18 protein-coding genes are annotated in these 24,154 nt (G+C 46.9%); 9 read left to right on the top strand and 9 right to left on the bottom strand.

Annotated elements, in window-relative coordinates; genetic code table 11:
* Positions 1-29 precede the first annotated feature (29 nt).
* The 6 genes from A4R26_RS00605 to A4R26_RS00630 all read right to left on the bottom strand — a co-directional run bounded on the left by A4R26_RS00605 (position 30) and on the right by A4R26_RS00630 (position 7,542).
* A complete protein-coding gene (locus A4R26_RS00605) occupies positions 30-1,103 on the bottom strand; it encodes a hypothetical protein (protein ID WP_081158592.1) in 1,074 nt (357 codons plus the stop codon).
* A gap of 273 nt (positions 1,104-1,376) precedes the next feature.
* A complete protein-coding gene (locus A4R26_RS00610) occupies positions 1,377-2,786 on the bottom strand; it encodes a phage tail sheath family protein (protein WP_081158594.1) in 1,410 nt (469 codons plus the stop codon).
* Positions 2,787-2,915: 129 nt separating this feature from the next.
* Positions 2,916-4,238: a hypothetical protein gene (locus A4R26_RS00615; protein ID WP_081158596.1), complete on the bottom strand. Its 1,323-nt coding sequence runs from the start codon at positions 4,236-4,238 to the stop codon at positions 2,916-2,918.
* Positions 4,238-4,882, bottom strand: coding sequence for a Pvc16 family protein (locus tag A4R26_RS00620; RefSeq protein WP_081158598.1), 645 nt, complete (start codon positions 4,880-4,882; stop codon positions 4,238-4,240). Before A4R26_RS00620 ends, A4R26_RS00615 begins: the two co-directional genes overlap by 1 nt.
* A gap of 328 nt (positions 4,883-5,210) precedes the next feature.
* Entirely contained in the window at positions 5,211-6,149 is a 939-nt protein-coding gene (locus A4R26_RS00625) for a YihY/virulence factor BrkB family protein (RefSeq protein ID WP_081158600.1), read from the bottom strand.
* 73 nt (positions 6,150-6,222) lie between these two features.
* Positions 6,223-7,542, bottom strand: a complete 1,320-nt coding sequence (locus tag A4R26_RS00630) for a DEAD/DEAH box helicase (RefSeq protein WP_081158602.1) — start codon at positions 7,540-7,542, stop codon at positions 6,223-6,225.
* A gap of 200 nt (positions 7,543-7,742) precedes the next feature.
* Between A4R26_RS00630 and A4R26_RS00635 the strand changes: the two genes are divergently transcribed.
* Entirely contained in the window at positions 7,743-7,988 is a 246-nt protein-coding gene (locus A4R26_RS00635) for a hypothetical protein (RefSeq protein ID WP_081158603.1), read from the top strand.
* Positions 7,989-8,054: 66 nt separating this feature from the next.
* Here A4R26_RS00635 and A4R26_RS00640 read toward each other — a convergent pair whose 3' ends face one another.
* Positions 8,055-8,687: a hypothetical protein gene (locus tag A4R26_RS00640; RefSeq protein WP_081158604.1), complete on the bottom strand. Its 633-nt coding sequence runs from the start codon at positions 8,685-8,687 to the stop codon at positions 8,055-8,057.
* A 227-nt stretch (positions 8,688-8,914) separates the two neighbouring features.
* The gene (locus A4R26_RS00650; RefSeq protein WP_081158607.1) at positions 8,915-9,529 is read right to left on the bottom strand and encodes a hypothetical protein; all 615 of its coding nucleotides are present in this window, start codon (positions 9,527-9,529) and stop codon (positions 8,915-8,917) included.
* A gap of 1,454 nt (positions 9,530-10,983) precedes the next feature.
* On the opposite strand from A4R26_RS00650, the gene A4R26_RS00660 reads away from it, so the two are divergent.
* Complete coding sequence (locus A4R26_RS00660) at positions 10,984-11,520, top strand: STM3941 family protein (protein WP_081158611.1); 537 nt, start codon at positions 10,984-10,986, stop codon at positions 11,518-11,520.
* Positions 11,521-11,703: 183 nt separating this feature from the next.
* Here the strand turns inward: A4R26_RS00660 and A4R26_RS00665 are convergent, their stop codons facing one another.
* Positions 11,704-12,069 carry a septal ring lytic transglycosylase RlpA family protein gene (locus A4R26_RS00665; protein WP_081158613.1) on the bottom strand — a complete coding sequence of 122 codons (366 nt, stop codon included), beginning with the start codon at positions 12,067-12,069 and terminating at the stop codon, positions 11,704-11,706.
* 261 nt (positions 12,070-12,330) lie between these two features.
* On the opposite strand from A4R26_RS00665, the gene A4R26_RS00670 reads away from it, so the two are divergent.
* The 7 genes from A4R26_RS00670 to A4R26_RS00700 all read left to right on the top strand — a co-directional run bounded on the left by A4R26_RS00670 (position 12,331) and on the right by A4R26_RS00700 (position 24,128).
* Entirely contained in the window at positions 12,331-13,653 is a 1,323-nt protein-coding gene (locus A4R26_RS00670; RefSeq protein WP_081158615.1) for an IPT/TIG domain-containing protein, read from the top strand.
* A 21-nt stretch (positions 13,654-13,674) separates the two neighbouring features.
* Positions 13,675-16,752 carry a SusC/RagA family TonB-linked outer membrane protein gene (locus A4R26_RS00675; protein ID WP_081158617.1) on the top strand — a complete coding sequence of 1,026 codons (3,078 nt, stop codon included), beginning with the start codon at positions 13,675-13,677 and terminating at the stop codon, positions 16,750-16,752.
* An 18-nt stretch (positions 16,753-16,770) separates the two neighbouring features.
* On the top strand, positions 16,771-18,765 hold the full coding sequence (locus A4R26_RS00680) for a RagB/SusD family nutrient uptake outer membrane protein (RefSeq protein WP_081158619.1): 1,995 nt from the start codon (positions 16,771-16,773) through the stop codon (positions 18,763-18,765).
* Positions 18,766-19,076: 311 nt separating this feature from the next.
* The gene (locus tag A4R26_RS00685; RefSeq protein WP_081158621.1) at positions 19,077-20,030 is read left to right on the top strand and encodes a DUF4973 domain-containing protein; all 954 of its coding nucleotides are present in this window, start codon (positions 19,077-19,079) and stop codon (positions 20,028-20,030) included.
* Between the two features lie 544 nt (positions 20,031-20,574).
* Positions 20,575-21,123: a hypothetical protein gene (locus A4R26_RS00690; protein ID WP_133054501.1), complete on the top strand. Its 549-nt coding sequence runs from the start codon at positions 20,575-20,577 to the stop codon at positions 21,121-21,123.
* A gap of 383 nt (positions 21,124-21,506) precedes the next feature.
* A complete protein-coding gene (locus A4R26_RS00695) occupies positions 21,507-22,523 on the top strand; it encodes a GntR family transcriptional regulator (protein ID WP_081158625.1) in 1,017 nt (338 codons plus the stop codon).
* A 15-nt stretch (positions 22,524-22,538) separates the two neighbouring features.
* Positions 22,539-24,128, top strand: a complete 1,590-nt coding sequence (locus A4R26_RS00700) for a solute:sodium symporter family transporter (RefSeq protein WP_081158627.1) — start codon at positions 22,539-22,541, stop codon at positions 24,126-24,128.
* Positions 24,129-24,154 lie beyond the last annotated feature (26 nt).

Consider the following 24,154-nt stretch of genomic DNA (forward strand, 5'->3'; position numbering starts at 1 on the left):
TGAATTTTTAATTGGGTTAATAATGGGTGTCAGCGGCTTTGCGCCTGTTGGTGATTGTGATTATGGTTGTGCTCGTCTTCGCAATAAATGTCCTTCACGTCTTTGCAGATATCGCAGATCTCGCATTTGCATTTTTTGAAGCGGTCTTTTTTATTGCGGTCGTTGTCGTTATCGTCGCGGCGATCGTTGTCGTCATCATCGCAGCCGCAATCTTTTATGCAATCGCAATCGTGGTGGCACAGGAAGTCCTTGGTGTCGTCGTCGGTTTCTATTTCGTTGCGTTTGTTGTACAGGGCGTGGCCGGCCGTGGCAAGCGTTTTAATGGCAGCGGTCAGTTCTTCCTGCGCTTTGGTGGTTGCGGTAGCGCCGGCTTTCATTCTGTCGGCCACCACATCGTCGAATGCTTTGGCGGCGGCGGCCAGGTCTGTTTGGAATTTGTCGAGCGTTTTGATATTCGAGAAGCTTTGAATACCGAGGATCTCTGCGGCGGAAGTGAAAATGATATCGATGTCTTTAGCCAGTGTTTCGGGCACTTCTACCAGGTCATCGAGTATTTCGCAAACGTTATCGCAGGCGTCAGGTTTTTTATCGTTCTGGTCATTGTCTTTTTTATCACCGCATTCTTCGCCGCTTTTGCAACCCAGAATGATCATTTGAGAAGCGTTGCAGCTATCCTTGCGGGCGGCGTCGAGTTTGGTGGCCGCATCGCGCAGTTCACCGAATTTTGCCTTGGATTCCTTGGCGGCTGCCAGTACGTCTTTCAACGCCTTTACCAGGTCGTCGTTCATTTTTACGTAGGAGGCAACGTTCTTCTTTATTTCTTCGGAAGATTGTACCAGCTCGATGCCTACCTTCAGTTCGAGGTTGCGTACGATGCGGTAGTTCTTTTCCGTTTTAATGAAACTGCATTTTTTGCGGTGGTATGCCCGTACATAACCTTCATGGGTGACTTCGCTCTGGCTCAGTTCACCGGTAAGCACCCGCAGGTTTTGGCAATACGTGTCTTTTATTTGTTTGATGGTTCTTTTGGTGGCCGTTTTGCCATTATCGTTACACGGCTTTTCGGCCGGTGGTTTTTTTGTATTTGATTGTTGATAGGCCATTATAGATAATTTAGTGTTTCAAGTTGAAAATTAACGGGCTGACACATTAGCAAGTTTATTGGGTTACTTAAGCATCAGGCTGAAAGCTGAAAGCCGAAGGCCTAAAGCGAATACAGCTACGCGTTGCGGGCTACCGGTTGCCGGGAATACAGTTCCCATGTTACAGGTTCCACGGTTCGCGGCAACGGTTGCTGATTATTGGAACCGCAATCCCGGACGCCGGAAACCCTTTCACGTTTCGCGTCTGCCGTTTCACGCTTGCCGATTCCCGTCTCACGATTCTGCAAGCATTTTGTGCATAAAGCGCAGGATGATGAATTCTGCGGGGCGAACAACTGCCATGCCTATTTCCACTATCATTCTTCCTTCCCAGATGTCGAGCTCGGTCATGGTTTCACCTAAACCCACATGCACAAAGAAGGCTTCTTTGGTGCTGGCGCCCATCAGGGCTCCGGCCTTCCATTGTTGTGTGAGATAATTTTCGATCATCGATTTTACCCGTACCCAGGTATTGCGGTCGTTGGGTTCGAAAACAAATTGCTGGGTGGCGTTCTTGGTCGATTCTTCCACCATATTGAAGAATCGGCGAACGGAGATATAACGCCATTCGTTGTCGTTGCCGGCAAGTGTGCGGGCGCCCCAGATCAGGGCCGGACTGATACCGGTAAATGACCTGATAACGTTGATCGATTTACCGGCGGTAGTGTCAACGTTCAGCGTTTCCTGCATTTTATTGGTAACGATAACTTCGGGGCGCGATGCGTAGTCGATGCTGACGTTGGCAGGCGCTTTCCATACCCCGCGGCTATTGTCGGTAACGGCGTATTTGCCTACAACGGCAGAAGAAGCGGGCAGCAACAGTTCTATCTGGTTAATGGCATTCTTCGCCATGAAATAATAAGCGTTATTGAAGCTTTTCAATTCATCGAGATTGGCCACGCCGCCGATACCGGTGATGGTTACCGATGCATCGTTGTCGTTCACGGTGCCCGGAACCTTATAGTAATAATCGAGGCGGGTATATATACGCGGATAATAAACGGCGCCGTATTTAAAACGGTTGATATCGCCCGCTATGGTATTCCTGAATTCAGTGATATTATCCACGGTGGGGTCGGCATCGAGCCATACATCCATAACCGTGAAGCGGTCCTGCAATTCAAAACACTGGTCCATCGCTTCCTGGTGCAGGGTGCAATAATCGCCGAGCGAGCTCATATTCATGCTGTCGGGGAAAAGAATAAGGGTAACCTCGTTCTCTTTTTCAATTTCATCGAGGCCATTCTGTAATGTGGCCAGGTCGATCACCCCGCCGCCCGAGTAATCGCCAACGGAAACAATATAACAGGGACCGCCGCCATTGATAAAGAACATTTGTAAAGAATAATACATGAGGTATTTGGAAGGGGTGGTCACTTTTCCCTGTACATCGATGCGCGAAGGATTGGTGGTATCGATGTTTACCGTAATAGTGGTTTCGGGTTCCGGAAAGCCGAAGTATTGTTCATACTCCAGCATAGAGCTGATGCGTTTCGGTTTTAATAAAAGATCGTTGTCTTCTTTTAACCTTGCGATCTGGGTGTAACCAATAAAGGCCGGAATGGCTGTTTCAACAGATGCTATAGAAGGGGGAAGTTTGGGTATTTCTTCTATATACACTCCGGGTGTTTTATATTCCTGCATAATGCGATTGTTTTAAGGATTAAATATTTGATGTGCTGATTGTTGTTTTTTTAGTCGGGCCACGTTTCGCCAGCGACGCAATCGTACCCCCCGGCTTAATCGGGGCAGGCTGTGGCACGACTGCTTTATTCATGGCCCCAGTGGAAACATTTCGGAGGTTGGTACCGGTATTTCTGTAAACAGCCTGTTGCCTTCTACCCGCACCGGCTCGTACGCTTTCGGGTTGGGCAGATAGTGCAGTGAGCTGTCGGCTTTTTTATATAATGTCGGGTAGTAACTATGTGAACGCGGACCGTCGGAGATCAACTGCCCGTTATTAAAGAAAAGCAGGTCGGCGTGAGTACCGGTCTTCAACACCCCGCCATCCATACTGGAGTAACGCCAGAAGCTCAACCGGCTTTTTACCCATATTTCAAAAATGGGCGGCGAAACGGTAACGGCATTGGCCTCATTGCGGCGGGTGATCAAAAAACCGGAGCCGTCTATTAAATTGAATGCGGCATTGACGGGCGCCGGTTTTATATTCACCATACCCCAGATGTCTTTTGCATCGATGCCCGGTTCCCTGATGAATAATAAAGGATGGGTATTGCTGTAACCGTCATCGGCATTTACTTCAAGTGTATACAGCAGTGTATTATCGATGGTGTTGCCGGCGGTTGTTTTTAGTTTGGTAATATCGAATGCAAGCGATGCCGTGTACAGGCGGTTGCCGCCGCTGCCGGCCTGTATGGTTTGAATGGTGGCATTGGTGTTGTCTTTCAGCGTAAAGCCGGCCTGTGTTACGGTATTGGCTGTTGGAAATGTATAATTAATATAAGGAGAGGTAAGCAGGTTGTCTGCTTCGTTGTAGTAATTACCGGGCGTTACCGGCAAAAACTGGTCGCCGCCGCTGTTATCAACAAAAAAAGCGCGGGTATCATTGGCGCCGAAAGCGGAGAGTTCGCCCTGCTCATATACCGCTGCTGCATCGAAGGCCGCTACCGGGTTGCTCAGGAATGGAAAGGTTTTAGCGCCGGGCAGATCGTCGTTGCTGAAATAACCGGCCGTTTTAAGACTGGTGCGAAGCCGGCGGTTGGTGTAAATATCGATACTGTGGTCTTTACGCAGCAACAATACCCTGATATCGAGGTCATCGGGCAGTTCCACTACGGGGCGATATGCTTTGATATTACCGCCGAGGATAACCGGGGTTACTTCTATCCCGATCTTAAATCCTGAATAACCGGTGACGAGTTTGAGCCGGTATTTGTTGAATACGCCCTGCATGGAGGGCGGCACTACATACCGCAGATCGCTGCTGATGCTGCGGGCATTTTTCAGGAACCGGTCGCCCAGGAACAACTGGCGCGCGGCCGCGGTGCCTTCAAAGATGGTGGTATTGTCCTGGTTGGTGAGGTAGAACTCATGCAGCACCTGTACTTCAAATAATATTTTATATATGGTGGTCATCAGGCAGGCGGCATTTTCGTTGAGGAGGAATTGTTGGTAAGCTCTTCTATCAATGGTACTTCCCTTACCAGCTTGCGATCTGTAATGGCTACCAGGCGTAGTTTATACATTACAAAGGGCATTTGTTTACCGCCCAGCGAAGCCCACAGATAATTGATCTGTTCAAATGAAAGGGTGTACAACTCTGCCTTTATGCTCATATTGATAAGATCATCGTTTACGAATTTGTCGGGATCATAAGATGAGGACGTGGCCAGTGAAAATGAATTCCTGCCCTGGAAGAACCTGATCACATGCGATAACTTTTCAAGGGCATCGAGATAATTGTTATCGTTTTGTCCGGCGGTTTTGTTACACGATGTCACCAGCAGGTATAAGTTAAGATATACCGGCGGGTTCTCGTATCGCGCGGTATTGCCGCCATTGCGTTTCTGGTACGGTGTATTCTTGAGCGTACTTTCTTCCTCTATGTTTACAAGGGTAAACACGATCTTATCGTCGAGGTTAGCCGGCGAATTCGATTCAAACAGGGCGATGTTTTCCACCACCACCATTGTATCGGCGTTCGACTCAGGACTATAACCATGGGCAGCAAGGTATACTACCAGTTCTTTTCTGATTAAAGAAATAGCATCATGAATCATATCATTATATGATTACAGTATTATTGAATTTTAGGAATCTTTGAATGTGCTAATCTGTGTTCGGGTATTTCTAACGGCTGGGTACGGGGGGTATGTGTGCAGAAGTAATAAATCAGCAATTAATAAAATAAAGGTAGTGTATTGATTCTTGTTACCAAATACCACATTGTGGTAATTTATAAAAAGAAGAATAGAAACAGTTTTTATTGATCATGATTAAAAAATAAAAGCTGTTAATAAAAACATATGGATGCATTTTGTGAATAACTGTTGCGTGTATATACTAACTCAAAAAGGGGATGTGTATCGATAACCTTTTTGGCGGTTTCTATTTTTTGATCTCTTTAACTGACGTGTTGTTGTCTTTATCGGTTTCTACTTCAATTTTTTTTAGCGATACCGCATAATCATTGGGTTGAAGGGAAGATCCTTTATGCGCGCTCCATGCTTTTGCAAATTCAGCGCCTATATATAATATGATGGCAGAGTAATAAACCCATAGTAACAATACTACCAGCGAGCCTGCTGCGCCATAGGTTGAGCTGATATCGCTTCTTCCTATATAGAAGGAGACGCCGAATTTGCCGATCATGAATAATATGCCGGAAGCGATGGCGCCGGGCAGCACATCTTTCCATTTGGTTTTTGCATCGGGCAGTACTTTAAAGATCAATGCAAACAGCGAAGTGATAACGGTGAAAGAGATGAGGAGGTTTAAAATATAAAATACCGCTACGGTAATGTTTGGAAAGCTGTCTTTTAAGTGGTTGCTCAATGCTTCAATGACGCTTGAAATAGCCAGGGAAACCAGCAACAGGAAACCGAGGCTCACAATGATTGAAAACGATAAGAACCGTGTTCTGATAAATTGCCAAAACCCTTTTTGCGGTTTTGCTTTAAAGCCCCAGATGATATTGATGGAGTCCTGGATCTCGGCAAACACCGCTGTTGCGCTGAACAGCAGTGTAACAATACCGATCACGGCGGCAAAGGTTTCCTTGCCGCTCAGTGATGCGTTCTTGATGATCGTTTGAAGTTGTAACGCCGCCTCACGGCCAACAAACTGTTGCAACTGTTCATTGATCTGCCCCTGTATGGCTTCCTGTCCCAGGAAAATACTGCATAAAAAAATGATCACTACCAGCAGTGGGCCCATCGAAAAAACGGTGGTGTAGGCGAGTGCTGCGCTGTATTTTAAGATCTTGTCTTCCATAAAACTCTTGAAAGACTTCAGCAGCACTTTCCATATGGTTTTCAGGCGATTCATCAGTTTCAACTGTAATGCAGTTTTTATCTTCTGAATTCGCTTAAATAATCATACCAGCGGCCGTGGACGGTTATCACTTCGCTATATCTATCTTCACCTTTTTGTTCTTGATCTTCTCATTTTTGATCAATGTAATGGTATGGCTTGCGTGCGATTTACGTATGGCCACAAAGGAGAAGAAATCTTTTACCTCTATCAGCCCGATATCTTCTTTTTTCAGCTGGCCTTTATTGGCGAGAAAACCTACGATATCGACCTTGTTCACTTTGTCTTTTTTACCGGCGCCTACAAACAGGGTGGTCCATACCGGTTTTTGGGGCAGTACGGGTGAGGCGGGCAGTTCGATGGTTGCGGGTGGCGGCGTAATGTATTCGGGGAGGTATTCGTGCGGGGCCAGGATGAGAATGGCGGTGCCGCTGGCATCCATACGGGCGGTGCGGCCATTGCGATGGGTGAACGATTCCTGGTTGGGGGGTAACTGGTAATGTATAATGTAGCGGATGTTGGGGATGTCCAGTCCGCGTGCGGCGAGGTCGGTGGTCACCAGTACGTTCGAGCTGCCGTTGCGGAATTTACACAAAGCGCTGTCGCGTTCCTGTTGTTCCATGGCGCCATGGTAAAATACGTTTACGATGCCTTTGTCTTTCAGCGATGCGCTTACCTCTTCCACAAACTCGCGCTGGTTGCAGAATATTATGGTAGAACGGTTGCCCAGTGCGCAGATAAGCCTGAACAGGGTGTCTGATTTATCGCGGTCATCGCTGCGCACCTGTTGAACGGCGAGGGCCGGAGATTTTTCGCCTGTTAAAAAATTGAGCTTAACCGGTTCCTGTAATCCTACAAACGGCGGCACTTCCACCGCTTCGGTAGCTGAGGTGAGTATTCTTTTCTTTACCGCCGGCAGCGATTGTATAATGAACGACATTTCATCTTCAAAACCCTGCTCCAGCGATTTATCGAACTCATCGAGCACAAGAGATGCTATATGAGTGGTAGTAATATTACCACGGCGAATATGATCGGCGAGGCGGCCCGGTGTGCCCACGATCAGTTCAGGCGCCTGCAGCAGGTTGTTCTCCTCGGTTTCGCGTTTATGACCGCCATAACAGCAGGTGATCTTGAAACCGGTTCCCATTCTTTTGAAAACAAGCTCAATTTGCAGGGCCAGTTCGCGCGAAGGCACAATGATCAATGCCTGGGTCACCGGTTTCTTTTCAAGCAGCTGCGTTACGGGCAGCAGGAAAGCGAGCGTTTTACCAGAGCCGGTATCGGCCAGCAATACCACCTCGTTCGACGTTTTATTCGCCTCTAAAGATGCCTGCTGCATCTCGTTCAAAGCCTCTATCTGTAAATTGGAAAGTGTGTTCTCAATGGAGAATGTAGTTTTCTGCATCCGGCAAAAGTACGTACCAAAGGGCAATAAGCAATTGGCAATTAGCACTGGGCAATAAGCAATATGCAATAGGCAGTAAGCAATTGGCAAAAGAGGAGATCCGGGACTCGAATACAGGTTTTATTTACCCATTGCATATTGCCCATTGCCAATTGGTTAGCGTGGCACAATTTTTCCATAATATACCAAAATGCTTGATTATGGAAAACAAGAACAATAGTAATTTAGCCGATAAGAAAAAGAAAGAAGAAAAGCATGATAACCCGGTTTCACAACCCGATCCGGAAACATTGCATAAAACAGACCCGCAGGAAAGTATGAAGGGGCCGGTTAGTTCTCTGATGAATAATGCCGCCGAAAAAATGGAAGAGAACGAAGAAAAGGACAAGGTTGATGAGCAGGAGTTTGAGCAAAAGGAAGAAGCAAAGAAAATGAAGGGCGAATAATGTAGAGGGTATTATACAATAAAAAAATGCCCCCGCCAGCTGGCGGGGGCATTTTTTTTATAACGTTTAATAATCGCTTTGTTGTGTGGGAAGATCCGCCGGTAACGCAAAGAATGATGCGTCCAGTTTCATTTCCTGTACTTCCATTGCTACGCTTTCCCAGGTAAACTGGTTTATATCAACGATCGCTTTCAAAGGCAATGCATTCGATCTTGAAACAAATTCATACCAGTTGAAATACTTGTGGTTTACATACAGTTTCGGGTCAACGGCAATCTTCCTGTTGAAATAATATTTTTGAATACCGCTCTTACACGTAAACACCAGTTCATCGCATTTATAACCCAGAATTTCGGTTACGCCTTCATTGAGCTCTACTTTTAAAATTGAATCGGTGTTGATAGAACAATCATTCCAGCGCGCTCCTTCTTCACTGGCCATTTTGTTGTAGAGTTTATTGTCTTTATTCACATATAACTGCCACTGCAGTAACAGGCCGTTGGTGGTTGATCTATAATCGCCATTTTTGATATAATAATCGTATTTCGAGCCCATCATGGAGTTTAACTGGGCATCGGTTATATTGGGGGCTTTGCTTTTATACTTGTTTTTGTAAACGATCTTTCCTTCAAAAGTTTGGGCAAACGACGTGAATGACAAAAGAACGGCAAGCAAAAGGAGCGGGGCCTTTGTTTTCATGTTATTGATTTTAAGGGTGTTGGATCGGGTTCGACCCAATGTTAATTTTTCAATCAGGCAACAAGATATAACAATTTTTTACATTATGCCAGTTCCGCTGGTTATACCCGGCAGCGAACAGGGTTTATACTATAAAACAACCCCATTCAGGCTGAGTGGGGTTGTTTGGTTTTCTACGCAGCCTTACGGACTGTTCCGGAAGTAACTGCTATGTCGGTTTATTCTTCTTATTGAATAACCCTTGAAACGAGTACGGAGGCCACCGATTGTTTACCGCGGCCATGGGCAATTACGCGGAACCAGTACCTGGCGATCGAGTTCAGGTTAGTGAACGTGTTTTGGGGATCGGAAGTGGTGTCACTTGCCCACACGCTGTCGGTTGTTACGGGGTCGGGCGTACACTGAAAGGTATACATCCTTGCCCCGGTAACCCTTTTCACCCGGGCGATGGCCTGCCCGGGCGGTCCAATCTCAACATCCAGTTGTTCAACAGGTGTCAAATCCTGTGATGCGCCCCCGATCCCGGTAATATCGAACCCGCTGCTAAGCAGCATGGTCTTGTCACCGTTGCAGGTTAACGTTACATGATCGCCCAGTTTTTCGAGCAACCCGCTCAATACAGCTTTTTTGTCGTTTTTAGCTGATGACAGCGTTCGGTCGTTTCTGCCGGCTACGTTAAGCGATACCTGAAATTCACCGAATGCCTTTTCCACGTCAGGAAGGGTTGGCATTGGGTTGGGAAAGTATGGATTGTTTTTCATGCTTTCCAGTATGCGGCCCGTTAACTTAAGCATATACGTATCGCTTGGCTTTTTGTACGATTTTTTAATTTTGAGTATCATATAAAAATGTTTTAAAAATTTGAAAATTGTGGTTACTGATCTTACGCTACTAATTGCAACCTTACCTTTCGTCTATACCTGTGCCTGTTACATTACCCTGTTCCGGTAATATACCTTTAGCTCAGTTGCTAAAGCTGGTAACACAAACGTGTTGTTGAATGGTAATGAATGAAGGCCCGGATGGAAAACGTATTGGCCAATACGCGGGGGTCGAACTTCCCGTTTGTTTTACTTTTCTCACCGTTGGATCCTTTTACTAGTGTCAGTGAGACCGGTAATCAACCAGGTGTCTTTGTTCCATACAAATATAATATTGCAAAAAAGTGAATTCCAAATTTTTGGCAAATCTCATGCGCCTATTGCGTTATATGCGTTATATGCGCTAATATTTAGATGAACTTGATTTAGATCAAGTGTTGGTAAGCGAAAAAGTTATCTTTTTCCGTGAGTTGATACTTAAATGGCATTGGTTTTATTTCTCCTTATTGCAGTGTATCAGGTACGTGATTGGTTTTCTGTGAAGGGCAGCACGTTTGCCAGGTAGTACAGTATATAACCTGAAGCTCCCGGTTATTTATACCGTCCCATGATCTGAATTCCCATCTCTCCGGTTTGTGTATGTCTAACGCTAATCCGGTATGTGACTGGTTTTTCCAGGTAAGCCTGTTTCCTGGTCTGGAAGATGCTATGGATGGCAGGGTTGATGCTTCTGCCAACAGGCAATAAGCTTTCGCCGGTTTGTATTCACCTGCGTATAATAAATGAGATGCGTCCGCAGATAAGGTTGTGGTTTCGCCTTTTCCGGCAAAGGTGTATGCGGGCTGGTGTACAGCCTTTACCGGTCAGTGCGGGCCTTGCTCTAATCGGGTTTAGGGGCTGCCTAATCAGGTGTTTGATACATTGGGTCAGCTTTTGACGTTCCCCAAAAAAGGAACGGCCAACTCTAACCGGGTTAATGAGTTTACCGGTAGGTAAGGGGGTACAACCGACCGGAATAAAGAGGTAGATAGATCAGTGTGAAGTAACCTTTGATCATTCTTCATTACAATTTGATCAATGTCAGGTAAAAACCGGATTGGTAAGGTCAGAAAACAAATTATTGCGGTCAGGAACTGAATGGTGACCAGATTTGGGTGAACAGGTAAGGTCAAATGCTGAGTTGGTGAAGTCAAAAACCGATCAGGAAAGTCAATTACCCGGCCAGCCCTTTCAAAAACCGGGTTGGTATAATGAAAACCTGAAAAGTTTTTTCAAATACCCGGTTGGTATAGTGAAAATCCGAAAAGTTTTATTAAAAACCTGGTTGGGGAAGGTGCGTTTAAATATAAAATATGACAAACATTGTTTCCGGCAGGAAATTGACGTATAATAGCGGGAAACATGACAATGGATAAAGAATTATTGTCAGGTAACTCAAAATATAACAGGTATATATAAAACCAATATGCTCAATTATGACACCTGAAACAATTGAAATACCGTTAAGCAAAAAGAAATTAATATTGACCCTTGTGGGGGCCATTGGCTTTGTTGCGATCGGCTGTTGGTTTTTGATTGCTCCGCCAACGATCAGCAATCCGGTGATTGGCAATCCCACTACCATATTTATAACCGGACTTGCATCGGTGATATTCTTTGGGTTGGTGACTGTAGTAGTAATTCGCAAACTGCCTGATAATAAAGCGGGTTTGATCATCGATGAAAAGGGCATCATTGACAATTCAAGCGGGGTATCTGCCGGACTTGTGCTGTGGTCGGATATTGAAGAGATCAAGGTTTTCCAGATCATGAATCAAAAGTTCCTGATGTTTATTGTTAAGAACCCGCAGGATTATATCAGCAGGCAGGCAAATGGTTTGAAAAGGAAAGGCATGGAATTGAATTATAAAAGTTATGGTTCGCCGATAAGTATCTCAGCGAATGCCTTACAAACGGATTTTGATAAGTTATACGAACTGCTTGTAAGGAAGATGGGGGAGTATAAATTGTAATTTAAGGAACGGCCACAAAAAATAATGAATACTGCTTTCTGTTTGATAATTCAGCAGAAAGCTATAAATGGACTTTGGAGATTAAATATGGCAAAATAGAGATAATAGACCCTGATATTCCTGATTGGGTATCTGCTCATGTATTTGTTCCCTTAGGCGTAAAACAGTAAATCACATCCAGGTTTACTTCTTCTTCTTTTTATACCTGATCTCCACATTCGCCACACCGGCATTTACCATACCCAGCTTTTTTGCCGCCTTTTTCGATACATCGATAATGCGGCCGGGTACAAATGGGCCACGATCGTTGATAGTGACATTTACCGAACGGCCATTGGCTAAATTCACCACTTTTACTTTAGTGCCAAAAGGCAGCGTTTTATGCGCAGCTGTCATTTTATGCTGGTCGAATTTGGCGCCGCTGGAAGTGGTGCGGCCCTGGAATTTATCGGCATAATAAGAGCCTTTGCCGGTTTCGGTAATTTTACGCGCGCAGGAAGTTAACCCAATAATAAAACAGGCGGCAATAACTGAATGGCGGATAATCATGTTCACTGGTTTTAAATAGAATGGCCGCAAAGATACTATTCTTCATGATTGCACCTTTATTGCATAGCTAAAATCCATTAGCCCCGTGCGCCATCCTTTTTTGGGTATGGCGCACACATTATTTATATAAAATAAATAATATATCCAACCCCGTTACCTCAAAATGAAACGGTTTGAATGAATAATGATACACGATGAATAAATGCTGAATAAACCTTCGTGTAATTTTATTTTAATACTAACTACTTATAACGATTGCATATGTCGCCTAAACTTGCTTGTTTACCAAAGCGGGGCCTGACATTGGCTTCCCTTGTACTGTTTATCTTTTGTGCCTGTACCAAAAAGAGCACAACCGAAAACGGGGTTCCATACGATCCTTCTTCCCCGGTAACCATCAGCCGCATAACACCCGATAGCGGTGGCGTTAGCACCCAGCTGATGATCTATGGCGCCAACTTCGGCTCCGATACTTCCCTTATTAAAGTGTTTATCAATGGCAAACCCGCCCCGGTGATAGGATCTAACGGTTCCGCCATCTATGTGCTGGTGCCATCGAAAGCCGGCTCCGGTGAAGTAAAAGTGGTTGTTGGCGATCATTCAACAACACAGGAGGCCATTGCTCCGGTAGAATTCCGGTATATCTTTTATCCCCGCGTAAGCACACTGGCGGGTTTTACCGACAAAGACGGCAAAACCGCCATCGTTGACGGTCCCATCAATAAAGCACAGTTTGAAGAACCATACTGGCTGAGCTTCGATGATAAAAAGAATATCTGGCTGCTGGAAGAGTACCGCGGGCTTCGGTTCATCAATGCCGATAGAACCGAAGTGAGTACGAAATTCAGAACGGGTAACGGTATGGGCCGGCCCCGGACGCTTTCGTTCAACCCCGGCTTTGATACACTATATATTACCAACGACCAGTGGGACTGGACCGGTCTCAGCACGGCCGTTGCCACCAAAGCCGATAACTTTACCCGGTGGACGTCACTTATTTACAGTCAAACCACCAATGGCGGCGCCGCACAACCGCAAACCGGCGATTATTTCTTCAACGCCTATTCAACCGGCGCCATTTTTAAATGGGACAGAACGGCCAAAGTATCGCGTGAACTGTACCGTATCGGCGATGTAAGCTGGGAGTTCAACGTTCAGTTTGCACCCAGCGGCGATTTCGCATATATAGTTGTGGTAAACCAGCATTACATACTTAAGTCGAGGTACAACCGGCAAACCGGCGAACTCGAAACACCTGTGCATTTTGTCGGCGGCAGAAGAAGCGCCGGCCATAAAGATGGCGTTGGCGTCGATGCGCGCTTCGATCAGCCGCACCAGGGCGCCTTTGATGAAAATGATAACTTCTACCTGTGCGATGTGGTCAATCACTGCATTCGAAAAATAACACCTGAAGGCGTGGTAAGCACATTTGCCGGCCGTCCGCGTAACAGCGGTTATGCCGATGGCGCATTACGCGATGCGCAGTTCCATAATCCGAGGGGCATCATTTACGATCAGGCCTCGGGAACTTTTTATGTTGCCGACCAGGTAAACCGCCGTATCAGAACTATCTCCACTGAATAACCTCAACCCAATATAGTTACAATGAAACGTTACATAACCATTCTACTGCTCATATTGGGTAGTTGCCTCTTTGCACACGCCCAGGAATTTATACAGGTGTCGGGCACCGTAACCGATGGCCTCAATAACACGCTCACCGGCGTAAGCGTAACCATCAAAAACCAGGTGGGCGGCGGCGCCATGACGAACGATAAAGGCCGGTATACCGTTCGTACCGAACCGTACAGCACGCTGATCTTTTCACATATCGGTTTTGCCACCCAGGAAATAAAGATCGGTACAAAAGGCCTGCTGAACGTGACGCTTAAGTCGCTCGACTCCAGCGCCCTCACCCAGGTGATCGTAACCGCTGCCGGCCCGCAGAAAAAACTTTCCGTCACTGGCGCGGTCACATCTGTCGATGTCGCCCAGCTGCGAACGCCTACCGCCAATATTTCGAACGGGCTCGCCGGCAACGTGCCGGGCGTCATTGCCATGCAGGGGTCGGGCGAACCGGGAAATAACCAGTCGGAATTCTGGATCCGCGGTATCTCCACGTTCGGCGCCAACCAGAGCGCACTGGTGCTGGTTGATGGGTTCGAACGGCCATTCAATGAAATTAATATTGAAGACATACAATCATTTTCGGTATTGAAAGATGCCTCTGCCACCGCCATCTACGGCTCACGCGGCGCCAATGGGGTAGTGCTCATTACAACCAAAAGAGGTAAAGCCGGTAAAGTGAATATCGATGGAAAAATGGAATACGGGTATTTAACCCGTACGCGCACCCCAAAATTTGTAGATGGATATACCTACGCGCAACTGGTGAATGAAGCAAAGATCACCCGTAACCAGGAACCGCTGTATACTGAAAATGAACTGCAGATCATCAAAGAAAAGCTTGATCCCGATCTGTATCCCAATGTCGACTGGCAGGATAAACTGCTGAAGGACGGCGCCAATATTTACCGCGCAGCCATTAATCTTTCGGGCGGCGCTACCATTGCCCGCTATTTTGTATCGGCCAGTTATGTCGATGAAGGCGGTATGTACAAAACCGATCAGGCGCTAAAAGATTACAAGACCAATGCGCATTTGTCGCGCTGGAATTACCGTATCAATTACGATCTCGATGTAACGCGCTCAACGACACTCGCATTGGGTGTTTCGGGTTTTCTCGAAAAGCAAAACTTTCCGGGGCTGAATAATCTAAACGTATGGTATTCCCTTATCGGCCAGTCGCCGACTTCCATTCCCTTTATGTACTCGAACGGGCTGGTGCCTGCATATGGCACCGGCAACAGAACCAATCCCTGGGTAATAGCAACGCAAACGGGTTTCCGCGAGCATTGGGAAAACAAAACCGAATCGAACGTTACGCTCAACCAGCGGTTAGATATGATCACGAAAGGGCTGCGGTTTACCGCCCGCCTTGCCTTTGATGCCAACAGCATGAATGATATCAACCGCATAAAATGGCCCGAGCAGTATAATGTAGAACGCCGCCGCGACCGCAACGGCAACCTTATAATGCACAGGGTGTCGGGTGAACAACTCATGCAGCAGGAATCGAGCTCATGGGGCGAACGCGTGTACCAGGCCGATGCCGAGTTGGGCTATGGCTACAATCATGGCGGCCATCATAATGTGGAAGGGCTGCTTAAATACTTTGTACGCGAACAACGCCAGACGCAGAACCTGGGAACGGATATAAAGAACGGCCTGCCACGCAGGAATATGTCGGTGGCCGGCCGCGCCATGTATGGTTACCGGAACCGCTACCTGTTCGAATTCAATTTCGGTTATACGGGTTCTGAAAATTTCAGGAAAGGGCACCAGTTCGGGTTCTTTCCCGCCGTTGCAGTGGGCTGGAATGTGGCAGAAGAAAACTTCATAAAGGATAAACTTCCCTGGCTCGATATGTTCAAGGTGCGCTACTCCATTGGGGAAGTGGGCAACGATTATTTCGGTAGTTTACGCTTCGCCTACCTGAGCACCATCTCGAGCGGCGGCAGTTTTAATTTTGGCGAACCGGTTAGTCCGAACAGTTACACCGGTTTGTATTATTCCCAGGTGGCATCCGATGCCTTGACATGGGAAGTAGCCAGGAAACAAAACCTCGGTATCGATATCAATATCCTGCGCAATGTATTTTCTTTCACGATCGACTTCTTCCAGGAATCGCGGCGGAATATTTATATGCAGCGCAACCAGCTGCCGGGTATCGTAGGTACCAGCAGCGCACCCTGGGCCAATGTAGGCCGGATGGATAACCGGGGAATAGATGGCAATTTCGGAATAAGAAAAAAGATCGGGAATATCAACTTCCACCTGAGAGGAAATCTTACCTGGTACAAGAACAAGATCCTCGAACGCGATGAACAACTGAACAGTTATCCATACCTGATGCAACAGGGTTTTCGCGCAGAACAAACCCGCGGCCTGGTCGCATTGGGACTGTTTGCCGATTATGAAGAAATAAGGAACAGTCCGCGCCAGACCTTTGGCGCCTATATGCCCGGCGATATCAAATACAAAGACGTGAACGGCGATGGCCTTATCAATGATGAAGACGTTGTGCCCATTGGTGCAAGCTGGCGGCCAGCGCTTGAATATGGAATGGGTTTGTCGGCATCGTACAAACAACTGGATGTGAATGTGCATTTCCAGGGTGCGGGCCGTAATTCCTATTTCCTGAATGGTCCAACGGTTTATCCTTTTGTAGATGGCGCCTGGGGAAATATTCTCACCGAAGTGGTTGAACCGGGTAACCGATGGATCAGTAAAGACATAGCGCCGAAAGATGTACAGGCTGAAAACCCGAAAGCGAAATACCCGCGCCTGAGTTATGGCGGTAATCCCAATAACTATCGCGCTTCCACCTTCTGGTTACGCGATGGCGCTTATCTGCGCTTCAAAACGCTCGACATCGGGTATACCGTCCCCGGCAAAATAGCAAGCCGGTTCAAGCTGAGCAATTTGCGCTTCTACCTGCTTGCGCAGAACCTGATGGTATGGGATAACGTAAAAGTGTGGGACCCCGAAATGGCCACCAGCGATGGTACGCGTTACCCATTGCCCAAGACATTAACCATTGGTATGACCTTCAAATTTTAATGCACCAATATAATTGGTATGAAAACATTTTATTTTATAGCGATTGTTGTCATAGCCGGTACGTTCCAGTCATGTAAAAAATATATGGATATGGAACACTACTTCAAAGACCGGATGAATATAGACACCTTATTTGTTCGGAAAGATTATGCCGATCAGTGGCTTGCCGATGTGTATACGCATTTGCGTGAGGAAAACCTCGATGTGGCCAGTAAGGATTTTGCGCCGTTCAACCTGATCTCCGACGATATGTTCTTTGGCGATCGCGGCGATGAGCTCGATAGCAGAAGTTACAAGAACTATAAGAACGGCGAATACAATGAAGGCTGGACGCAACGTTCCTGGGGTTCGTGTTACCAGGGTATTCGAAAGGCAACCATTTATATTTATAATATCGATCGCAACCGCCAGATGAGTGCAGAGCAGATCGCAACCGGTAAAGCGGAAGCGCGTTTTCTGCGGGCTTACTATTACTGGTTACTGCTGCGGAAGTATGGCCCCGTGCCATTGGTGCCCGAGCAGGGCATCGATTACACGCGTCCTTATGAAGAGCTGGCCATACCAAGAAGCCCATACGACAGTTGCGTGGCATATATTACAAGAGAGCTGGCCACCGCAGCACTTGATCTTCCTTTATCAACTACCAGCCGCGACAAGGTGCGGCCAACAAAAGGCGCTGCCCTGGCTGCCCGCGCAAAAGTGTATTTGTATGCGGCCAGTCCCGAATTCAATGGCAATACCGAAATGGCCGACCTCATCGATAACGAAGGGCACCAGCTTATATCGCAATCATATAATGATGAGAAATGGGCAAGGGCTGCCGCGGCGGCAAAAGATGTGATCGATCTTGGCGTATACCGGTTGTTCACCGCACCCTTCAATGCAACAGACCAGGGACCGGCGCAACCGAAAACAATAGTACCGCCTTTCCATCCAAAATATTCAAACGCCTCGTTCCCCAACGGCTGGAGTGACATCGATCCGTTTGAGTCGTACCGCCAGCTGTTCAATGGCGCCATAACGGCATCGGCCAACCCGGAACTGATCTTTTCGCGTGTAACCGAATTAAGCGGTGTTGGTCCGGAAGCGATGGCAAAACACCAGACGCCTTATTCGATGGGCGGCTGGAATGCCCACGGCATTACCCAAAAACAATGCGATGCCTATTATATGAACGATGGCGCCGATGTTCCTTTGAATCCCAGAACGCCCGGTTTTACTACAAATGACCAGGACCATCTGCCATTGCCTGCAGGCGTATCGTTGCAATATGCCAACCGCGAGCCGCGCTTTTATGCATCGGTGGCGTACAATGGAAGCATCTGGTACCGGTTGAGCGTGGTAAACGCGTCGTTGAGAAGTAAACAGGTCTTTTATTACCGGGGCGAACCTGATGGCAAACAGCCAGCATCGCCGCAGTTTCATGTAAGAACAGGGCTGGGTATCAAGAAATATGTTAACCCCACCGATTCGCACGATGGAAAAGAGGCGGGCTCTTTTGTTATACCGAAATATGAACCTGCTATCCGGTATGCCGAAGTGTTATTGATCTATGCAGAAGCGCTGAATGAGCTGGGCGGTTCTTACAACATACCCGATTATACCGGAACGAAATCGCATTCCATCGGCAGGAATATCCAGGAGATGAGTTATGCCATCAGCCAGGTAAGAATAAGAGGCGGCCTGCCCGATTTCGACGGGAATGTATATGGTTCAAAAGAGATGTTCCGCAAAGCTTTGAAAAGAGAACGCCAGATCGAATTGCTGGGTGAGAACCATCGCTATTACGATCTGCGCCGCTGGAAAGACGCGCCGGTTGAAGAAGCCACACCGGTAATGGGATGCAATATGGATATGACTGTTGCGCAACGCGAACTGTTTCATACACCGGTTGTCATTCCTTCGTTCCCAACCATCTTCGTAAAGAAAATGTACCTGTGGCCTATTTCGCATGAAGAATTGAGAAGGAATAAAAAGCTTACGCAAAACCCGGGCTGGACGATGCCTTATTAGAGAAGGCAATGAGGCGACAAGGCAACGAGGCAACAAGGCAACAAGGCATAAAGGCATATAGGCAGAAAGGGAATACAGAATACAGCTGCAAGCTACAAGCTGCACGCTGCAAGCAAATACAAAATACAGCGACAAGCTGCAAGCGAATACAGAATACAGGCGAAAAGTTCGAATAAAAAGAACAATAAACAAAAAACAATAAACCATAAACTAAAAGAAAGCGAGGCCTGCAATTAGTCTTGAGCCTCGAATTAAAGAACAACAAACCACAAACAAAAAAATTGCGACCTATCATTCGTAAATACTTTTATATGAAATTTTATTTTCTAATCATATTCATAGCTTTGGTCTCCTGCAACAAAGAGTGGACAGACGAGCTGTACGTAAAAGAAGTATCGTTCGTAAAAAGCGGCGTGGTGCGGGTGAACGCGAAATATAAAAGCCAGGGCGGGGTAGTAACGGTAAAAGTGCCGGTGATCTTGAGCGGCTCCACCGGCAACCCCGACGATCTACAGGTGACTATTGAACTGGATAAAGACACACTGGCAAATCTGAACTTCGACCGGTTCAGGTTGCGCAGTGATCTGTACTTCCAGGAGCTGCCGGCCGGTAATTACGCTTTCAAGTCAATGACCACCACCATTCCCAAAGGATCATTGCAGGGGTATTTTGATCTCGATCTGAAAATGGAAGGGCTCGACCTGATCAATAAATATGTATTGCCCATAAAGATAGTGGCTACGTCCAATGACAATGTCTCGAAGCGGCGATGGTTCAGTAAGTCGATCATGCAGATCATTCCCTTCAACGATTATTCGAACCGGTATTCAAATGCCGGGCTTATCTGGAACCGCGATCTGCCGCAAACCGGCCAAACCGCACTAACGACCCCGCACCGCAATGCCTTTGTGGTGGATGAGAATACGGTCTTCTTTTTTGCCGGCAATATAGATGAGGAAGCCTACGACCGGGCGAAATATAAAGTGATCGCGCGCTTCAATGATGATAGTACGGTTACGCTCACGGCCCCAGATGCAGCTATTAATTTCTCCCAGCAGGCCGGCACGTATACTATCAGCAAAAAAATGGATGAAGTACAGCCCTACCTTCAAAAAACGTATATAACAATGAACCTGGAGTATTGGTACAGCGACATTACCAACCTTGCGTTTCCCATTAACTACAGGTTTAGTGGTCCTTTGACGCTTGAAAAGGTCAGGAACATCCAGATTCCCGAGGAGGACCAGCAGGTGCAGTTTGAGTAGAAGCAAATACAGCTGCAAGCTTCAAGCTGCACGCTGCAAGCTGAAAGCCAAAGCAAATACAGAATACGGCTGAACGCCGAACGCTTAACGCTGAACGCTGGCTCGCTAATATTTGGGAGGCCTGTTTAACCGGTGCCTCGCGAATACGGGGAAGCTTAACGCAGAAGGCTTGTTCCCGAATTTTTCAGCCGTCTCACTTTTTCAGGCATGGCAAAAGTGCAGCAGGCGAAAATGCGGTACAGGGTGGGTCGCCTTTCAAAGGCGGCTCACTCTTTTTCCGGAACGCGGAACACGTTTCAGATGTGCCACACCTCGCGGGTGTGGCACATCTTTTTTGGGACAAAGTTAAAGGCACTTGCACGGTTATTGCCCAAATCTGCACGCTTATTGTCAAAACTACACGAATGTTAATTCTTGTCAGGCGGTAAGTGAAGTTTTAGTAGTTTTAGAAATCGATTCTATGTACCTCGTGAAAGCAAATAATTACTTTGTTATAGTTGTCCTGCTATCAGGTTACCTGATATGTTGCAAGGTAAATAAACCAGTGCAAACAGCCCTCACCCGAACTTCCATGGGCATCGGTACACGTAACCCGGCAAAAAGCGTCAACGCGATCATGAATACCGATACCACGCAGAAAAAGTCAGACAAGGGCCTGCAGTTCTCTTTGAAGCTGCATAATGATGCTGACACCGCGGTGGTGATCGTTAACCCGCTCGATCTACTGCGCATCAGCGTGTTTGATGCAGCATGGAAGGAAATTCAGTTTCCTTATAGGGGAAGACGGCAGGGGCATGACCGCGAATGGACAAACAACACGTTTGTTGTGAACCACATAAAAATTAACGGCAGGGCAACCGATGTAAATACTTTTATAAAGGACTATTATATCACCCTTCCCGGAAATAGTAAAGTGGAGATCTTTATGGGAATAACAAAGGTAGTAAAGCCTGGTGCAGTAATGCCTTTGACGGTTGAACAAATGATAACTGTACCCTCCGGTATATACAAAGTGGACTTAGTTTGCGCATTAATGGAAGGACAATCATCTGTAATCCTTCATATGCCACTGGTGAATATTCATTACAAATAAGGTGGTTAATGCTGCCAAACATTCGAGGCTGTCTGCAATAGCAGGCGGCCTCATTTTTTTTATTTGGCAGTAATCCCGCCTTTTTTATACATTTGACGAATAGTATAGAATAGGACAGGAAGACGCTTAACGCGGAACGCTGAAAGCGTAACGCTTGCTCGCGAGTATACAGCGGTCTAATTATTCGAAGCTTCGCGAAGCGGGGAATAAAATTCCGGATTGTAGTCGTGAATCCCGAATGTCGGAAACAGCGTTCAGCGTTAAGCCTTCAGCATAGTTCAGCGTTTCGGAGTTTAGTCAGGAACCTGGAATTTCGGGAATGGCGTTAAGCCTTCAGCGTTAAGCATAGAGCGCGAGGTAAAAATTTAATCGGAAGCTTGCATATGAACGATGTATTCAAACAGATCTACGAAATGGAAGGCGTTAGCGGATTGTCGAAACACGACCAGCTCGTAAACGGCATTCTCAACGCCATACAGAAAAAAGCCCTCGCCCAGGGCGACCTGTTGCCTTCCGTCAATAACCTCATCAATGAATTCGGGTTTGCCCGTGAAACCATTGCCAGGGCCTATAAAGACCTGGTAACACGGGGTATTGTAGAATCGAGGAACCGCGTGGGTTTTTATGTTTCCAACTGCGATATAAAACAGCACCTCAAAGTGGCGCTGGTATTATTCGCTTTCGATGCCTTCCAGGAAACCTTTTACAAAGTGTTCCGCTCGAAAGTGGGCAGGGGCGTGCATATCGACGTTTTCTTTCACCATAATAATATCGATGTGCTGGAAAGCACCATCCAGAACATACGTGGGCGCTATGGCCTCTTCGTAGTGGCGCCCATTCCGCATAAACGTTCTGCCGGGATATTGTCGACACTGCCGATGGACCGGTTCCTGATGATCGACCGCTATGAAAAGATCGACGGCGACTTTTCCTATATAGCACAGGAATTTGAAAAATCGTCGTACCGCGTGTTTGAGGAGTTGAAAGACACCATCAAACAATACGATGCCATGATCTATTATCACCGTCCGGCCGCCGATACCCCCATAGAGATCCTGCATGCCTTCAAATCATTTGTAAAGACCTATAAAATAAAACACGGGATCTTTCCCGAGTACATCCCCGGTACGCTGGAGAAAGGAAAGGTATATTTTACCATTAACAATACCGAACTGTGGAGCATGCTGAAAGACTGCAAGGTAAAGAAGCTGAAACCCGGAAAGGATGTAGGTATCCTGTCGCACAATGATGAAGTGGTGAAGGAGCTGATCTTCGACGGCATTACCACGTATTCGGCCGATTTCAAAGTGATGGCGGAGAAAGCTGCGGAGTTTGTATTGACGCGCGAGAAAATTCAGGAAATTATACCAACGGTACTAATCCGGCGCAAAACGCTGTAATGAGTTGATTGAACGATGAACGTCACGGGATTTCTTTGCTTTCTGCTTTTCCTGGGCCTGGTTGCTGTAATTGCCATTTACAAAACCCGGAAAATGCGCCTGAATACCACGGCTGCCTATTTTATGGGCAATCGTACGCTGGGATTCTGGATGGTGGGCTTTTCGCTTTTTCTCACCAATATGAGCTGTAATACGCTGATAGGGGAGAACGAGTTTGTTTATACGAATGATATGTCGGTAATGGCCTGGGGCATGAGCTCCGTGCTGGCCATGCTGATCGTTGCCGAATTTTTTCTGCCAATATATTTGCGAATGGGCGCGGTAACAACGCCCGATTTCCTTGGACAACGTTTTGGCCCGCGGTTGAAAAAGATCGTGTCGCTTTTCTTTCTCGCCAGTTATGTCGTAAGCCTGATCCCCACCGTATTGTATGGAAGCGCGGTGGCGCTCAATGGCATTTTTCATGTTGATGAAGTATTGGGTATCTCTTATTTCGCCGCCATCTGGCTGCTGGTGATTGCGGTGGGCATTATCGGTTGTTGTTATACGGTGCTGGGCGGTTTCAGGGCCATCACCGTTTCCGACCTGGTACAGGGCGCGGCCTTGCTGGTTGGCGGCATCCTGTTGCTGGTGTTCGGGTTGCGGTACCTGGGACAGGGGAGTGTGTTGCAGGGTGTTCAAACCATCCTTGCATCAAAAAAAGAACACCTGAACGCCATAGGAAGCGCGCATGATCCTATTCCGTTTAGTACCATATTCACCGGCATGTTCCTGATCAACCTGTACTACTGGGGCATGGAACAATATATTATGCAGCAGGCGCTGGCGGCAAAAAGTTTATCGCAGGGACAAAAAGGAATTTCGCTGGCCGCATTGGGAAAAGTGATTGCGCCTTTGTTGTTGAACGTACCCGGTTTGATCGCCGTGCATTTGTATCCAACACTTACCAATACCGCTACGGTATTTCCAAAACTGATTGGCGATGTACTGCCGCCGGTAATTACCGGTTTTATTGCCGCTGTTGTTTTTGGTTCTGCCATCAGCACTTTCAATGCCGGCCTCAACAGTTCAGGTACCTTGTTTATCATGAACCTGTACAAACAATGGCGTTCGCGGGCGGGTGACAGGGAACTGGTGAAAGCGGCGCGCATTTTCCAGTTGTCCATTACATTGGTGGCCATGTGTTTTTCTCCGTTCATCAGCCGGTTCGACGGTGGGTTCTATTATTATATTCAGAAGATGTCGAGCTTTTTTAGCGTGCCCGTATTTACGGTAATGATCGTGGGCTTTATGACAAAGAAAGTATCGGAAACCGCCGCCACTATCGGATTGCTCTTTTTTATAGTTACTTATATGTTGAGCCAGCTGGTGCTCGATCTGCCGCTGCACTACCTGCATGTTTTGGGGATCCTGTTCATTACTACTGTAGCGCTGATGCTGATCGTTGCGCGATGGAAACCGATGGCCACGCCTTATGTGCAGCCCAATACGGCGGTTGTTGATCTGAAACCCTGGCGCAGCCGGCATTTGTTCTTCCTGCTGTTACTCGTTTTAATGGCCGGGGCCTTTATCCTTTTTTCCGAAGCAGGCATTGCCAAACAATAGCAAACAAAAAGTACAATTTTAAAACA

It is taken from the genome of Niastella populi (assembly GCF_002078015.1).
Taxonomy (GTDB): domain Bacteria; phylum Bacteroidota; class Bacteroidia; order Chitinophagales; family Chitinophagaceae; genus Niastella; species Niastella populi.

What these genes read in the sequence shown, in the direction of transcription:
- A4R26_RS00605 (WP_081158592.1), bottom strand. Translation starts at nt 1,103, where the DNA reads ATGGCCTATCAACAATCAAATACAAAAAAACCACCGGCCGAAAAGCCG.
- A4R26_RS00610 (WP_081158594.1), bottom strand. Translation starts at nt 2,786, where the DNA reads ATGCAGGAATATAAAACACCCGGAGTGTATATAGAAGAAATACCCAAA.
- A4R26_RS00615 (WP_081158596.1), bottom strand. Translation starts at nt 4,238, where the DNA reads ATGACCACCATATATAAAATATTATTTGAAGTACAGGTGCTGCATGAG.
- A4R26_RS00620 (WP_081158598.1), bottom strand. Translation starts at nt 4,882, where the DNA reads ATGATTCATGATGCTATTTCTTTAATCAGAAAAGAACTGGTAGTATAC.
- A4R26_RS00625 (WP_081158600.1), bottom strand. Translation starts at nt 6,149, where the DNA reads ATGAATCGCCTGAAAACCATATGGAAAGTGCTGCTGAAGTCTTTCAAG.
- A4R26_RS00630 (WP_081158602.1), bottom strand. Translation starts at nt 7,542, where the DNA reads ATGCAGAAAACTACATTCTCCATTGAGAACACACTTTCCAATTTACAG.
- A4R26_RS00635 (WP_081158603.1), top strand. Translation starts at nt 7,743, where the DNA reads ATGGAAAACAAGAACAATAGTAATTTAGCCGATAAGAAAAAGAAAGAA.
- A4R26_RS00640 (WP_081158604.1), bottom strand. Translation starts at nt 8,687, where the DNA reads ATGAAAACAAAGGCCCCGCTCCTTTTGCTTGCCGTTCTTTTGTCATTC.
- A4R26_RS00650 (WP_081158607.1), bottom strand. Translation starts at nt 9,529, where the DNA reads ATGATACTCAAAATTAAAAAATCGTACAAAAAGCCAAGCGATACGTAT.
- A4R26_RS00660 (WP_081158611.1), top strand. Translation starts at nt 10,984, where the DNA reads ATGACACCTGAAACAATTGAAATACCGTTAAGCAAAAAGAAATTAATA.
- A4R26_RS00665 (WP_081158613.1), bottom strand. Translation starts at nt 12,069, where the DNA reads ATGATTATCCGCCATTCAGTTATTGCCGCCTGTTTTATTATTGGGTTA.
- A4R26_RS00670 (WP_081158615.1), top strand. Translation starts at nt 12,331, where the DNA reads ATGTCGCCTAAACTTGCTTGTTTACCAAAGCGGGGCCTGACATTGGCT.
- A4R26_RS00675 (WP_081158617.1), top strand. Translation starts at nt 13,675, where the DNA reads ATGAAACGTTACATAACCATTCTACTGCTCATATTGGGTAGTTGCCTC.
- A4R26_RS00680 (WP_081158619.1), top strand. Translation starts at nt 16,771, where the DNA reads ATGAAAACATTTTATTTTATAGCGATTGTTGTCATAGCCGGTACGTTC.
- A4R26_RS00685 (WP_081158621.1), top strand. Translation starts at nt 19,077, where the DNA reads ATGAAATTTTATTTTCTAATCATATTCATAGCTTTGGTCTCCTGCAAC.
- A4R26_RS00695 (WP_081158625.1), top strand. Translation starts at nt 21,507, where the DNA reads ATGAACGATGTATTCAAACAGATCTACGAAATGGAAGGCGTTAGCGGA.
- A4R26_RS00700 (WP_081158627.1), top strand. Translation starts at nt 22,539, where the DNA reads ATGAACGTCACGGGATTTCTTTGCTTTCTGCTTTTCCTGGGCCTGGTT.